This is a genomic window from Pseudomonas plecoglossicida NBRC 103162 = DSM 15088, assembly GCF_000730665.1.
Classification (GTDB): Bacteria; Pseudomonadota; Gammaproteobacteria; order Pseudomonadales; family Pseudomonadaceae; genus Aquipseudomonas; species Aquipseudomonas plecoglossicida.
In genome coordinates this window covers 35,248-49,011 of the sequence record NZ_BBIV01000005.1, presented here as the reverse complement: position 1 = coordinate 49,011, position 13,764 = coordinate 35,248, and the positions used below count along the sequence as shown (strand labels likewise).

The 13,764-nt window shown below is 62.9% G+C and carries 16 protein-coding genes and 1 tRNA gene; 12 read left to right on the top strand and 5 right to left on the bottom strand.

Going from position 1 to position 13,764, the window contains the following annotated elements:
- Positions 1–53: 53 nt before the first annotated feature.
- The 4 genes from PPL01S_RS03215 to phnE are packed head-to-tail and all read left to right on the top strand — an operon-like array spanning position 54 to position 3,284.
- Entirely contained in the window at positions 54–908 is an 855-nt protein-coding gene (locus tag PPL01S_RS03215; protein ID WP_016393967.1) for a putative selenate ABC transporter substrate-binding protein, read from the top strand.
- Positions 905–1,699 carry a phosphonate ABC transporter ATP-binding protein gene (locus PPL01S_RS03210; RefSeq protein ID WP_016393968.1) on the top strand — a complete coding sequence of 265 codons (795 nt, stop codon included), beginning with the start codon at positions 905–907 and terminating at the stop codon, positions 1,697–1,699. Before PPL01S_RS03215 ends, PPL01S_RS03210 begins: the two co-directional genes overlap by 4 nt.
- The gene (locus PPL01S_RS03205; protein ID WP_016393969.1) at positions 1,693–2,520 is read left to right on the top strand and encodes a PhnE/PtxC family ABC transporter permease; all 828 of its coding nucleotides are present in this window, start codon (positions 1,693–1,695) and stop codon (positions 2,518–2,520) included. The genes PPL01S_RS03210 and PPL01S_RS03205 overlap by 7 nt, the downstream gene beginning before the upstream one ends.
- Positions 2,517–3,284 carry a phosphonate ABC transporter, permease protein PhnE gene (gene phnE / locus PPL01S_RS03200; protein WP_016393970.1) on the top strand — a complete coding sequence of 256 codons (768 nt, stop codon included), beginning with the start codon at positions 2,517–2,519 and terminating at the stop codon, positions 3,282–3,284. The genes PPL01S_RS03205 and phnE overlap by 4 nt, the downstream gene beginning before the upstream one ends.
- Before the next feature lie 34 nt (positions 3,285–3,318).
- Here phnE and PPL01S_RS03195 read toward each other — a convergent pair whose 3' ends face one another.
- Positions 3,319–4,209 (bottom strand): bestrophin family protein, encoded by an 891-nt coding sequence (locus PPL01S_RS03195; protein ID WP_016393971.1) that lies wholly within the window; start codon positions 4,207–4,209, stop codon positions 3,319–3,321.
- Between the two features lie 222 nt (positions 4,210–4,431).
- Here PPL01S_RS03195 and PPL01S_RS03190 point away from each other — a divergent pair, with 222 nt between their 5' ends.
- Entirely contained in the window at positions 4,432–4,728 is a 297-nt protein-coding gene (locus tag PPL01S_RS03190) for a type II toxin-antitoxin system RelE/ParE family toxin (protein ID WP_028625322.1), read from the top strand.
- On the top strand, positions 4,725–5,021 hold the full coding sequence (locus PPL01S_RS03185) for an addiction module antidote protein (RefSeq protein WP_028625323.1): 297 nt from the start codon (positions 4,725–4,727) through the stop codon (positions 5,019–5,021). Before PPL01S_RS03190 ends, PPL01S_RS03185 begins: the two co-directional genes overlap by 4 nt.
- Positions 5,022–5,026: 5 nt before the next feature.
- Here the strand turns inward: PPL01S_RS03185 and PPL01S_RS03180 are convergent, their stop codons facing one another.
- From PPL01S_RS03180 to PPL01S_RS03170, 3 genes are all read right to left on the bottom strand, one after another.
- Positions 5,027–5,512, bottom strand: a complete 486-nt coding sequence (locus tag PPL01S_RS03180) for a GNAT family N-acetyltransferase (protein ID WP_016393974.1) — start codon at positions 5,510–5,512, stop codon at positions 5,027–5,029.
- Positions 5,513–5,595: 83 nt separating this feature from the next.
- Entirely contained in the window at positions 5,596–6,243 is a 648-nt protein-coding gene (locus PPL01S_RS03175) for a trypsin-like peptidase domain-containing protein (RefSeq protein WP_028625324.1), read from the bottom strand.
- A 271-nt stretch (positions 6,244–6,514) separates the two neighbouring features.
- Positions 6,515–6,599: transfer RNA gene (locus PPL01S_RS03170), tRNA-Leu, on the bottom strand.
- Positions 6,600–6,707: 108 nt separating this feature from the next.
- Between PPL01S_RS03170 and queA the strand changes: the two genes are divergently transcribed.
- The 6 genes from queA to PPL01S_RS03140 all read left to right on the top strand — a co-directional run bounded on the left by queA (position 6,708) and on the right by PPL01S_RS03140 (position 12,773).
- Complete coding sequence (gene queA, locus PPL01S_RS03165; protein ID WP_028625325.1) at positions 6,708–7,757, top strand: tRNA preQ1(34) S-adenosylmethionine ribosyltransferase-isomerase QueA; 1,050 nt, start codon at positions 6,708–6,710, stop codon at positions 7,755–7,757.
- Positions 7,758–7,771: 14 nt separating this feature from the next.
- On the top strand, positions 7,772–8,887 hold the full coding sequence (gene tgt / locus PPL01S_RS03160; RefSeq protein WP_016393977.1) for a tRNA guanosine(34) transglycosylase Tgt: 1,116 nt from the start codon (positions 7,772–7,774) through the stop codon (positions 8,885–8,887).
- Positions 8,888–8,930: 43 nt separating this feature from the next.
- Positions 8,931–9,266: a preprotein translocase subunit YajC gene (yajC, locus tag PPL01S_RS03155; protein WP_008092587.1), complete on the top strand. Its 336-nt coding sequence runs from the start codon at positions 8,931–8,933 to the stop codon at positions 9,264–9,266.
- A 63-nt stretch (positions 9,267–9,329) separates the two neighbouring features.
- The gene (secD, locus tag PPL01S_RS03150; protein ID WP_016393978.1) at positions 9,330–11,192 is read left to right on the top strand and encodes a protein translocase subunit SecD; all 1,863 of its coding nucleotides are present in this window, start codon (positions 9,330–9,332) and stop codon (positions 11,190–11,192) included.
- Between the two features lie 10 nt (positions 11,193–11,202).
- A complete protein-coding gene (secF, locus tag PPL01S_RS03145; protein ID WP_016393979.1) occupies positions 11,203–12,111 on the top strand; it encodes a protein translocase subunit SecF in 909 nt (302 codons plus the stop codon).
- A gap of 119 nt (positions 12,112–12,230) precedes the next feature.
- The gene (locus PPL01S_RS03140; protein WP_016393980.1) at positions 12,231–12,773 is read left to right on the top strand and encodes a glycine zipper 2TM domain-containing protein; all 543 of its coding nucleotides are present in this window, start codon (positions 12,231–12,233) and stop codon (positions 12,771–12,773) included.
- 157 nt (positions 12,774–12,930) lie between these two features.
- On the opposite strand, the gene suhB is transcribed toward PPL01S_RS03140, so the two are convergent.
- On the bottom strand, positions 12,931–13,749 hold the full coding sequence (gene suhB / locus PPL01S_RS03135; protein WP_016393981.1) for a type III secretion system regulator SuhB: 819 nt from the start codon (positions 13,747–13,749) through the stop codon (positions 12,931–12,933).
- Positions 13,750–13,764 lie beyond the last annotated feature (15 nt).

Below are 13,764 nucleotides of genomic sequence, written 5' to 3'. Positions count from 1 at the left end.
CCACGGTCGGCAGGTTGCCGCAATTTTCCCCGCTATTGACCCGGAGAACTCCCATGCTCAAACGCCCATTGGCGCTCGCCGCCGGCCTCGTGCTGTGTTGCTGTGCTGTTGTCGCCCAGGCCGCTGATACCTTGCGGGTAAGTGCAATTCCCGATGAGGCGCCAACCGAGCTGCAGCGCAAGTTCAAGCCGTTGGGCGAGTACCTGTCCAAGCAACTGGGCATGGAGGTCAAGTTCGTACCGGTGGCCGATTACCCGGCGGTGGTCGAGTCGCTGGCCAGCGATCGTCTGGACATGGCCTGGCTGGGCGGCTTCACCTTCGTCCAGGTGCACCTGAAAGACCCGACCGCCACGCCGCTGGTGCAGCGTGAGCAGGATGCCCAGTTCACCTCCAAGTTCATCACCGCCAACCCGGATGTGAAGAGCCTGGCCGACCTCAAGGGCAAATCGTTCGCCTTCGGTTCGATCTCGTCCACTTCGGGCAGCCTGATGCCGCGCTACTTCATGCTCAAGGAAGACAACATCAAGCCCGAGAACTACTTCAGCCGCGTGGCCTACTCCGGCGCCCATGACGCCACCGTGGCCTGGGTGCAGGCCGGCAAGGTCGATGGCGGCGTGCTCAATGCCAGCGTCTGGCAGAAGCTGGTCGATGCCGGCAAGGTCGATACCAGCAAGGTCAAGGTGTTCGCTACCACGCCGACCTACTACGACTACAACTGGACCGTGCGCGGCAACATGGACCCGGAGCTGAAAGAGAAGATCAAGCAAGCTTTCCTTACCCTCGACCCGGCCAACCCTGAGCACAAGGCGATCCTCGATCTGCAGGCCGCCAGCCGCTTCATCGAGACCAAGCCCGAGAACTACGTGGGCACCGAGCAAGCCGCACGCGAGGCCGGCCTGCTCAAGTGACTATTCATGTACAGGGCGTCAGCCTGAGCCACGGCCAGGTACGCGCGCTCGACGCAGTGAGCCTGCGCATCGACAAGGGTGAGCGGGTGGCGATCATCGGCCCGTCCGGCGCCGGCAAATCCAGCTTGCTGCACCTGATGGCCACGGCCGTGCAGCCCAGCAGCGGGCGGCTGGAGTTGTTCGACCAGCAGCCCTGGGCACTGTCTGCCAGTGCCCGTCAGCGCTTGCGGGCCAGGGTAGGCCTGGTGCATCAGGCACCGCCCTTGCCGCCGCGCCAGCGGGTGGTGACTGCGGTGCTGGCCGGCCGGCTGGGGCAGTGGAGCACCCTGCGTGGCCTGCTTAACCTGGTTTATCCCACGGATGTGCCGGGTGCACGCCAGGTACTGGCAGAGCTTGGCCTGGCCGAGAAACTCTTCGACCAGTGCGGGAAGTTGTCCGGCGGCCAGCTGCAGCGGGTCGGTATCGCCCGCGCGCTCTATCAACGTCCCGAAGTGCTGCTGGCCGATGAACCGGTATCGGCGATGGACCCGGTGCTGGCCGAGCACAGCCTGGCGTTGCTCAACCGCCATGCGCAGGCCAATGGCGTCACCCTGGTGGCCAGCCTGCACGCGGTCGAGCTGGCGTTAGCGCACTTCCCGCGGGTCATCGGCATTCGTGAGGGCCAGGTGGCATTCGATTGCGCGGCCGCCGCGGTGAGCGAACAGCTGCTCGACGCGCTGTACGCCAACGAGCAGCTGGCCTCGCCGGTTGTCCAGGGGCCGCCTCTTACGGTGCAGATCCCCCGATGCTGAAGGCCGACGTCCGCGACCCGGCGCTGCTGCCGCGTTTGTTGTTCACACTGCTTGCCCTGGCCTTGCTGTGGCCTGGGCTGCAGATCAGCGAACTGAACCCCGGCGTGCTGCTGCAGGCTGAAAACCGTCAGCAGATCGCCAGTTTCACCGGTGCGTTCTGGCCCCCGGCGCATGACGCCGAGTTTCTCGAATTGCTCTACACGTCGACCTTGCAGACCCTGGCCGTTGCCACTGCCGGGATGGCCTTGGCGTTGCTGCTGGCGATCCCGGCCAGCCTGCTGGCCAGTCGCGCCCTGTCGTTGCGTGCGGCGTCCCGGAGCGGTCGCGCCGGCGGTTGGTCGCGCCTGGTGCGGATGCCGGTGCGGGGGCTGCTGATCTTCCTGCGCAGCGTGCCGGAAATCGTCTGGGCGCTGTTGTTCGTGCGCGCCGTAGGGCTGGGGCCGACCGCTGGGGTGCTGGCCATCGCCATCACTTACAGCGGCATGCTGGGCAAGGTCTATGCGGAAATCTTCGAGTCGGTCGACCAGCGGCCGGCCCATGCCCTGCTGCAGGCTGGCAGTGGCCGGCTGGCGGCATTCTGCTACGGTATCTTGCCGAGTGCTGTGGCGGAGTTGGTGTCGTACACCGTCTATCGCTGGGAGTGCGCGGTGCGGGCGTCGGTGGTGATGGGCTTCGTCGGAGCGGGAGGGCTGGGTCAGCAGATCGACCTGTCCATGCGCATGTTCGCCGGCGGTGAAGTGGCGAGCATGCTGCTGGCCTTCTTCGGCCTGGTGCTGCTCGCTGACCTGCTCAGCCGCTTTCTGCGCGGGAGGCTGGCATGAACCGGTTGGTCAACCTGCTGGTCATCAGCGCCATCGTCGCGGCGGTGATGGCGTCGTTCGGCTATCTGGACCTGGAGCTGCAGGCGCTGGTGGGCGATGGTGGGTTGGGGCAGATGGGGGCGTATGCGCGGCGCTTCCTGCATCCGGACTTATCCACAGAGCATCTGCGCGCGGTTGGGCGTGGCGCCATGGAAACGCTGGCCATGTCGGGGTTGGGTACGCTGCTGGCGATGGTCCTGGGCATGCTCCTGGCCTTGCCGGCGGCGGGGCGTTTCGGTTGGCCGCTGCAAGCGGCTGCACGGTTGCTGCTCAATGCCTTGCGTGCCATCCCGGAGCTGGTCTGGGCGGCATTGACCGTGCTGGCGGCAGGGTTGGGCCCCAATGCCGGTACCCTGGCGCTGGCGTTGCACACGGCGGGCGTGCTGGGGCGGCTGTTTGCCGAAGCGCTGGAGAATGCACCGGCCGAGCCTGCTGCGGCGATTCGCCTGCAAGGTGGCGGGCAGGTGGCCGCGTTCTGCTTTGGCACTCTGCCCAACCTGTGGCCGCAGCTGCTGGCCTACAGCCTCTACCGCTGGGAAAACAACATTCGCATGGCCAGTGTGCTGGGCTTTGTCGGTGCAGGTGGCTTGGGGCAGATGCTGTATGCCACGTTGAGCCTGTTCCAGGAGGCGCAGGCGAGCACGGTGATCCTGGCGATGCTGGTGCTGGTGTTGCTGGTCGATGCCTTCAGTGATGTGTTGCGCCAGCGCTATGTGCGCGCTTGAGGGGTAGCCGGGGATTGGGCTGCAAAGCAGCCCCTCACTGCATCAACTCCCCACACTGCGCTTCGCGCTGCATCGACTCCAGGTTGCGCTCGATCGTTTCGCAGATCGTATCCATCTGGATCTGGTGCTCGCTGAAGCGGAACGGGCTCTGCAGATCGGTGCCGATTCGCTCGATCGCCAGCAACATGAAGCCGACTACCGTGGACGCCAGCGGCGTGAACCAGCCCAGCGACTCCACCAGCCCCACCGGCACGATCAGGCAGAACAGCGTGATGAACAGCCGCGGAAAATACACGTAAGGGTAGGGCAGTGGCGTGTTGGCGATTCGCTCCATGCCGCCCTGGGCGTTGGACAGGTCCACCAGCGTCGACTCCAGCCGCGCCAGGCGAATGCTGTCCAGGCGCCCGGCCTGATACTCGCGCGCCAGCAGCGCCGCCGAACCACCGAGTATGTCGTTGGCGAAGTTGTTCGAACGGTTGCGCCGCTCGAACTCGGCCGGCGGGATGAACGCCATCAACTCGTCCGGGCAGGCCTCGCCCTTGAGGTGCGCGGCCAGGCAGTTCACATAGGCGATATGCCGGCGCAGCAGCGTGGCCTTGACCGGGTTCAGCCCGTCATCCGGGTCGTCGATCAGCGTCAGTGTCTGCCGGGCGAAGCTACGCGAACCGTTCACCAGCGCGCCCCACAATGTGCGCGCCTCCCACCAGCGGTTGTAGGCGCTGCTGTTGCGAAAGCTCACCAGCACCACCAGCGCCGACCCCAGCAAGGTCAGCGGGATCAGCGGCAAGGTGAACTTGCTGTTGAAGAACAGCATGAAATCGATGGTGACCAGCACGTCCCAGATCAGCAGCCAGAACAGCGACCAGCCGATGTAGCCGAAGGTCTTCACCACCAGGCGGTACTTGCGGGCGATGATGTCTTTCATGCGGGGGATCTCGAAACGGGGGCGATGCAGGATCCGACGTCGTGTGAGGTAGAAGGTTCGGCGCTGAATGTTGCAAGGGATTTTGTGGCTATCTCAGCGCGGAAAAAGCTGACTCAGTTCAAGGACGCGACCGAATTTCTATTTCGGTGCAGCGCCGACAGAGTGGAATTACTTCCAAATCTTGAATATTCGTATCCATATGGATACGATTGGGGTGTCCACATGATCTGCGTTGTTGAGCAAACCGAGCACTTCGCTCGCTGGTTGGCGGGCTTGAAAGACCTCAGGGCCAAACTGGCTGTCGGTCGGAGGATCGAACGAGCGGCGATGGGTAATCTGGGCGACTTCAAGTCAGTTGGAGGAAGCATCAGTGAACTTCGCGTCGACGTCGCTGGGGGGTACCGGATCTACTTCACGCGAAAGCAACACCGGTTGATCATTTTGCTTGTTGGAGGGGACAAATCCTCTCAGGCCACCGATATCCTGAAGGCCAGAAAGCTGGCAAAGGAGCTGAAATGAACGAGAAGCTCATTCCTTTTGACATGGTCACACTGCTGGACAGCGACGAAGCTATCAGCGAGTACCTGAGTCAGGTCCTGGCCGATGGCGACACGGATGAAATCATTCGTGCGCTCGGCCACATTGCAAGGGCGCGTGGAATGTCTCAGATTGCAGCCGGTAGTAGTTTGGGAAGAGAGAGCCTTTACAAGGCCCTCACACCTGGGGCAAAGCCCCGCTTTGATACAGTACTGAAGGTCATTCGGGCGCTTGGCATCGATCTTTCTGCGCGGCCTCACCTGGTTTCGAGCTGACTCTTTCAGTTTCGATGCAAAGTTTGCTTCATCTGTACCAACGCCACCCGCTGTCCATCCGGGGCCTGCCGTTCCTCGATGCCAAATGGTACAAAGCCAAGCTGTGGATAAAGCAGCAACCCCGCCGTGTTGTGATTGAAGCACGACACCCAGACCTCGCGTGCCGCGTACTGCTCGCGGGCCAGTTCGACCATGCGTTGCACCAGGTAACGCGCTACGCCATGACCGCGTGCGGCAGGGGCTACCACCACGTTGCCCAGGGCGCAGATACCGCCCTGTTCGGCCTTGTAGAAATTTGCAAAGCCGAGCACCGCACCTTCGGCCTCCACTACCGTGGAACCGCTGCGTTGGTTGATGGCCTCGGTCAATTGCGCAGGAGTGAGGGGATAGGTGGCTTTGGGGAACATGTAGAACAGCTCGTCCGGGCCTTGCGGGAAGCAGCAGATGGCGGGGATGTCGCCGGGCTGGACGGGGCGGTGGGTGAGGTGCATGGCAGGTCCTTTTGCGGTGTGTGTTCAGGCCGCTTGGCGGGCAACGACATCATAGGCCAGATGGAGCGCACTGACCGACGCAGTCAAGGCTTGGTCGCAACCGCCACATACCCCTTGACCGGGCCAGGCGGGCCACCGGGTCTGTGCTTCTGCGCCAGGTACTGGAAGCGCCGCCACTCCTTGTCGATCTCGCTGTACGACATGAACACGCTGACACGCGCCTTGTCGGCCAGGTCGGGCCGGTTGCGGCTGTCGATCTCATCCTTGGGGATGAACGCCACATTGATCCCGACCACCTTGCCGTCCTCGGCGAACACCGGCCCGCCGGACATGCCTTTGACCATCGGGCCATCATGCACCGAATAGAAGACGCTGCCGGGCGTGCCTTCCAGCCGCACCAGCGAATCCAGAGTCCGGCCCTTGCCCTGCACCGGCATCATCAGGCTGTTGAAACCGATTGCGGTCACTGCCTCGCCTGGCACGTACTGGCGCCAGAGTGGCACCTTGGCGGCCTTGTGCTTGAAGAACACCACGTCGCCGAGGCCTTCATGGACCACGTTGCGCAGGAAGGGCGTGTGTTTGGCGGTGACGGCGTAGTCCTCGTTCCACTGGATGGCGGTGGCCATCAGCAGCATCGGCAGAGGGGCGCCCGAGGTGACTACGAAAGCCTGGTCGTAGACGGGGTCCGATACGTAAGTGGTCGGCATTCCATTGCACCCACTCAGCAGCATCATTGCTGCCAGACAGGGCACGGTCGATTTCATGATCTGCACAGCCAAGCAAGTGGGATTGTAACTATGGCTATGTGCCATTACGTCGGCAATACTTTCTGTGTATATCCGATGAGTGAAATCTTAAGTAGCGGGCGCGGTGCTGGCCAATAGATTGCAGCGATGGCGGGAGGGGGCGTGGCCGGTGGGCTGGCGTCAAGCAAGCGGCCGGATTCGAGCGCTGAATCGCAGGCACAAAAAAACCGACCACAAGGTCGGTTTTTTCTGGATTTGGTGCCCCGAGGGAGACTCGAACTCCCACTCCTTTCGAAAACGGATTTTGAATCCGCCGCGTCTACCAATTCCGCCATCAGGGCGTGTGGCGCGCAGTATAGAGAGGTGCCTTCGGTCGGTCAATCGGCTTTCATGGTCAATTTTCACGCGTTGGGCTAAACTTCCCGGCCCTGCCGAACCCGAACATCATCATGCGCGTCGCCGATTTTTCTTTCGAACTCCCCGATTCCCTGATCGCCCGCCACCCTCTGGCCGAGCGCCATGGCAGCCGCCTGCTGGTCCTCGATGGGCCGAGCGGGGCCCTGGCGCACAAGCAGTTCACCGACCTGCTCGACTTCCTGCGCCCTGGCGACCTGATGGTGTTCAACAACACCCGGGTAATCCCGGCGCGGTTGTTTGGCCAGAAAGCCTCCGGTGGCAAGCTGGAAGTGCTGGTCGAACGCGTGCTCGACAGTCATCGCGTGCTCGCCCATGTGCGTGCCAGCAAGGCGCCGAAGGAAGGCGCGACGATCCTCATCGACGGCGGCGGCGAGGCCGAGATGGTCGCGCGCCACGACACGCTGTTCGAGCTGCGCTTCACCGAAGAGGTGCTGCCACTGCTCGAGCGTGTCGGCCACATGCCGCTGCCGCCGTACATCGACCGCCCCGACGAGGGCGCCGACCGTGAGCGCTACCAAACCGTCTACGCCGAGCGCGCGGGCGCCGTGGCAGCCCCGACTGCCGGCCTGCATTTCGACGAGGCGCTGCTGGAGAAGATCGCCGCCAAGGGCGTCGAGCGCGCCTTCGTCACCCTGCACGTGGGCGCCGGCACCTTCCAGCCGGTGCGAGTCGACAAGATCGAAGACCACCACATGCACAAGGAATGGCTCGAAGTGAGCCAGGACGTGGTCGACGCCATCGCCGCCTGCCGTGCCCGTGGTGGTCGCGTGGTCGCGGTTGGTACCACCAGCGTCCGTTCGCTGGAGAGCGCGGCGCGTGATGGTGTGCTCAAGGCCTTCAGCGGCGACACCGACATCTTCATCTACCCGGGCCGCCCGTTCCATGTGGTCGACGCCCTGGTCACCAATTTCCACCTGCCGGAGTCCACGCTGCTGATGCTGGTCTCGGCCTTCGCCGGTTATCCCGAGACCATGGCTGCCTACGCGGCGGCGGTCGAGCAGGGTTACCGCTTCTTCAGTTACGGTGATGCCATGTTCATCACCCGCAATCCGGCGCCGCGCGGCCCCGAGGATCAAGCATGAGTCGCACCTGTCGAATGTCCTTCGAACTGCTGGCCACCGACGGCAAGGCCCGTCGTGGTCGCCTGACCTTTCCCCGTGGCACGGTCGAGACCCCGGCGTTCATGCCGGTGGGCACCTATGGCACGGTCAAGGGCATGCTGCCGCGTGACATCGAGGCCATCGGTGCCGAGATCATCCTCGGCAACACCTTCCACCTGTGGCTGCGCCCGGGTACCGAGGTGATCAAGAAGCACAACGGCCTGCACGATTTCATGCAGTGGAAGGGCCCGATCCTGACCGACTCCGGTGGCTTCCAGGTGTTCAGCCTGGGCGCCATGCGCAAGATCAAGGAAGAGGGCGTGACCTTCGCCTCGCCAGTCGACGGCTCCAAGGTGTTCATGGGCCCCGAGGAGTCCATGCAGGTGCAGCGCGACCTGGGTTCGGACATCGTGATGATCTTCGACGAATGCACGCCGTACCCGGCCGAGCATGATGTGGCGCGCACCTCCATGGAGCTGTCGCTGCGCTGGGCCCAGCGTTCCAAGAATGCTCACGGCGACAACACCGCAGCGCTGTTCGGCATCGTCCAGGGCGGCATGTACCAGGACCTGCGCATGCGTTCGCTGGAGGCCCTGGTCAACATCGACTTCGACGGCCTGGCCATCGGCGGCCTGTCGGTGGGCGAGCCCAAGCACGAAATGATCAAGGTGCTGGATTACCTGCCGGCACAGATGCCTGCTGACAAACCTCGTTACCTTATGGGGGTAGGCAAACCCGAAGATCTGGTTGAGGGTGTGCGCCGCGGCGTCGACATGTTCGACTGCGTGATGCCGACGCGCAACGCGCGCAATGGCCATCTGTTCGTCGATACAGGGGTGATCAAGATCCGCAACGCGTTCCATCGCCACGATGATTCGCCGCTGGATCCGACCTGTGACTGCTACACCTGCAGCAACTTCTCCCGCGCCTACCTGCATCACCTGGACAAGTGCGGTGAAATGCTGAGCAGCATGCTGAATACCATCCACAACTTGCGCCATTACCAGCGCTTGATGGCCGGTTTACGCGAGGCTATTCAACAGGGTAAATTGGCCGCCTTTGTCGACGCCTTCTACGCCAAGCGCGGGCTTCCCGTGCCGCCCTTGGACTGACTGTTCGCACTAACTTATTAGAACTTTACAACTGGAGTGCCCAATGAGCTTCTTGATCCCCGCCGCCTACGCGGACGCTGCAGCACCCGCCGCTGGCCCAGCCGGCACCGGCTTCGAGTGGATTTTCCTGGTCGGTTTCCTGGTCATCTTCTACTTGATGATCTGGCGCCCACAGGCCAAACGTGCCAAAGAGCAGAAGAACCTGCTGAGCAACTTGCAAAAAGGTGACGAAGTTGTCACCAACGGCGGCATCGCTGGCAAGATCGTCAAGGTCTCCGATGATTTCGTGGTGCTGGAAGTTTCCGACACCGTCGAACTGAAGTTCCAGAAGGGCGCCATTGCCGCGACCCTGCCAAAAGGTACGCTCAAGGCTATCTGAGTTACCGGTTTTTCTTTCCAGTCGGGGCGCGCAACGCGCCCCGCGTCTTGAACGGGCGGCGTGATGCTGAACAAATACCCTCTGTGGAAATACGCACTGATCGTGTTGGTACTGGCGATCGGTTTTATTTATTCCGCTCCCAACCTCTACCCGGATGATCCTGCGGTGCAGATCAGCGGTGCCAGCTCTGCGCTGCACGTGAATCAGGCCGAACTCGATCGCGTCACCAAGGCGCTGACCGAGGCCGGTATCACCGTCAAGGGCGCGAGCCTGGGCGAGAAGGGCAGCGGGCTGGTACGCCTGACCAACCAGGAAGACCAGCTGCCAGCCAAGGATGTCGTGCGCAAGGCACTGGGCGATGATTACGTCGTGGCCCTGAACCTGGCTCAGACCACTCCGCAATGGCTGCGCAACCTGGGTGCAAGCCCGATGAAGCTGGGCCTGGACCTGTCCGGTGGTGTGCACTTCCTGTTGGAAGTGGACATGGACAAGGCCATGAGCGCCCGCATGAAAGTCTACGAAGGCGAGGTCAAGACCTTGCTGCGCAAAGAGCGCATCCGCTACCGCAGCCTGCCTCAGCAGGATGGCGGCATCATGCTGGGCTTCGCTGACGATGCTACCCGCGAGCAGGCGCGTGCCCTGATCCGCAAGAATTTCAATGATTTCGAGCTGACCACCACCGAGCGCAACGAGCTCGCCGTGCTGCGTCTGGCGCTGACTCAGGCGAAAGTCGCCGAGATCCGCGAATACTCGATCAAGCAGAACCTCACCACCGTGCGCAACCGGGTCAACGAGCTGGGTGTGGCCGAGCCGCTGGTGCAGCGCCAGGGCGCCAACCGCATCGTGGTCGAGCTGCCGGGCGTGCAGGACACCGCCGAAGCCAAGCGTATCCTCGGCAAGACCGCCAACCTGGAGTTCCGCTTCGGTGCCGAGCCGGGCGCTTCCAAGGCCACTACCGAGGTCTTCGAGTTCCGCGAAGGCGGTCGTTCCGCCCAGGTCGAGCGCGGTCTGATCATCACCGGTGACCAGGTCACCGACGCCCAGGCCAGCTTCGACGAGCACGGTCGCCCACAAGTGAACATCCGTCTCGACGGTCACGGTGGCGAGCTGATGAGCCGCGCCACGCGCAGCAACGTCGGGCGCAGCATGGCGGTGATCTTCATCGAGCAGAAGCCGGTTACCCGCTACGTCAAGCAGACCGTCGACGGCGTCGAGAAGGAAGTGCCGGTACAGAGCTTCCAGGAAGAGAAGAAGATCATCAGCCTGGCGACCATCCAGTCGCCGCTGGGCAGCCAGTTCCGCATCACCGGCCTCAACGGCCAGGGCGAATCGTCCGAACTGGCCTTGCTGCTGCGTGCCGGTGGCCTGGCCGCACCGATGTACTTCGCCGAAGAACGTACCATCGGTCCGAGCCTGGGTGCCGACAACATCACCAAGGGTATCGATGCTTCGCTGTGGGGCATGCTGTTCGTCTCGCTGTTCATCATCGCCATCTACCGTGCGTTCGGTGTGATCGCCACCGTGGCCCTGGCCGGCAACATGGTCCTGCTGCTGGCGCTGATGTCGCTGCTGGGCGCGACCCTGACCCTGCCGGGTATCGCCGGTATCGTGCTGACCATGGGTATGGCGGTGGACGCCAACGTGCTGATCTTCTCGCGGATTCGCGAGGAGCTTAACGCCGGCATGTCGGTGCAGCGCGCCATCCACGAAGGTTTCAACCGCGCCTACACCGCGATCATCGACGCCAACCTGACCAGCCTGCTGGTCGGCGGCATCCTGTTCGCCATGGGTACCGGCCCGGTCAAGGGCTTTGCGGTTACCATGTCCCTCGGGATTTTCACCTCGATGTTCACCGCCGTCATGGTGACCCGTGCAATGGTCAACCTGACCTGCGGCGGGCGTGACATCAAGAAGCTGTGGGTTTGAGGGAGCTACGATGAAAACCATCAATTTCATGGGCGTGCGCAATGTCGCGTTCGCCATTACCGTGCTCCTCACCGTGCTGGCGCTGTTCAGCTGGTGGCAGAAAGGCCTGAACTTCGGCCTGGACTTCACCGGCGGTACGCTGATCGAGCTGACTTACGAGCGTCCGGCCGACCTCAAGGCTGTACGCGCCGAGCTGGTGGATTCCGGCTTCCACGAGGCCGTGGTGCAGAGCTTTGGTGCCACCACCGACCTGCTGGTGCGCATGCCGGGTGATGACCCGCAGCTGGGCAACAAGGTGGCTGCGGCCTTGCAGAAGGCCGGTGGCGACAACCCGGCGACGATCAAGCGCGTCGAGTTCGTCGGCCCGCAGGTTGGTGAAGAGCTGCGTGACCAGGGCGGCCTCGGCATGCTGCTGGCACTGGGCGGCATCCTCATCTACCTGGCCTTCCGCTTCCAGTGGAAGTTCGCGGTCGGCGCGATCGTCTCGCTGATCCACGACGTGGTGGTGACCCTGGGTATCCTGTCGTTCTTCCAGATCACCTTCGACCTGACGGTACTGGCGGCGGTGCTGGCGATCATCGGTTACTCGCTCAACGACACCATCGTCGTGTTCGACCGGGTGCGTGAGAACTTCCGCGTGATGCGCAAGGCTTCGCTGATCGAGAACATCAACGTCTCGACCACCCAGACCCTGCTGCGCACCATCGCCACGTCGGTTTCGACCCTGCTGGCGATTGCCGCGCTGCTGTTCTTCGGCGGTGACAACCTGTTCGGCTTCTCGCTGGCGCTGTTCATCGGCGTCATGGCGGGTACCTACTCGTCGATCTACATCGCCAACGTGGTGCTGATCTGGCTGAACCTGAACAGCGAAGACCTGATCCCGCCTGCCAAGGCCGAAGGTGTGGATGACCGTCCTTAAGGGCTGACTTCACGCCGTTTGGCAGTGAAAAGGCGCGAGTGTTGAACTCGCGCCTTTTTTTTCGCTCCAAGGCTGGGAGAAGGCGGGTTGACCCCCGCAGGTACGATCAGGAGGTTCATGTGAACAAATCAATGCTGGTGGGTGCGGTACTGGGTGCTGTCGGTGTAACTGCCGGAGGTGCTGTGGCGACCTACAGCTTGGTGAACAAAGGGCCTGAATACGCCCAGGTCACCGATGTGCAGCCGATCAAGCAGCAGGTGAAGACACCGCGCGAAGTCTGCAAGGATGTCGCCGTGACGCGTCAGGCGCCGGTCAAGGACCAGCACCAGATCGCCGGTACCGTCGTTGGCGCTATCGCCGGCGGCTTGCTGGGCAACCAGATCGGCGGTGGTACGGGCAAGAAGATCGCTACCGTGGCCGGTGCGGTGGGTGGTGGTTATGCCGGTAACAAGGTACAGGAGGGCATGCAGGAGCGTGACACCTATACCACCACGCAAACCCGCTGCAATACGGTCAATGACATCAGTGAGAAGGTGGTCGGGTACAACGTCACCTACTCCATCGGTAACCAGGTTGGCAAGGTGAAGATGGATCGCGAGCCGGGCCAGACCATTCCGCTGGACAAGAATGGCAACCTGATCCTGAGCGAAGCTGGGCAGTGATTTGATGTTGCCTGCTCTGGCCCCATCGCCGGCAAGCCGGCTCCCACAATTCCTGTAGGAGCCGGCTTGCCGGCGATGAGGCCGGTACAGGCAGCACAAAATTCAGGCATAAAAAAAGCACCCTCGGCGGGTGCTTTTTTGTGCCTGCAATCGGCGCTTAGCGCTTCATGTGTTCTGGCAGGTGCGGCTGGATGGCAGTCAGCACGGCCTTGAAGCACTTGATGTTGCCGGCGACGATGTGGCCCTTGTCGAGGAAGTCGTGGCCACCGTTGAAGTCGCTCACCAGGCCGCCCGCTTCCTGGATCAGCAGCACGCCTGCCGCCATGTCCCATTCGGACAGGCCCGACTCCCAGAAGGCGTCGAAGCGGCCGGCGGCGACGTAGGCCAGGTCCAGGCTGGCGGAGCCGGCGCGGCGGATGCCGGCGGTCTGGCCAGTCAGGGCGCGGAACATGCCCAGGTAGTTGTCCATGTCAGCCATCTGGTTGTCACGGAACGGGAAGCCGGTACCCAGCAGGGCGCCGTCCAGGCTGGTGCGCGAGCTGACGCGCAGGCGACGGCCATTGAGCTGGGCGCCACGGCCGCGGCTGGCGGTGAATTCTTCCTGGCGTACCGGGTCGACGATCACGGCGTGTTCGAGGCGACCACGGTATTTGCAGGCAATGCTGACTGCGAAGTGAGGAATGCCGCGCAGGAAGTTGGTGGTGCCGTCCAGCGGATCGATGATCCACAGGTAGTCCTTGCCTTCTTCGCCGGTGCCCGCGTGCAGGCCGGTTTCCTCGCCCTGGATGGAGTGGTTCGGGTAGGCCTTGCGCAGGGCGTTGACGATGCTCTGTTCGGCGGCGCGATCGACCTCGGAGACGTAGTCCTTGGCCTCTTTCTCGTCGACCTTGATGCTATCCAGGCGTTCGATGGAGCGGAAGATCAGTTCACTGGCGCTGCGAGCGGCGCGCAGGGCGATATTCAGCATAGGCTGCATGGGCGGGTCACCTGG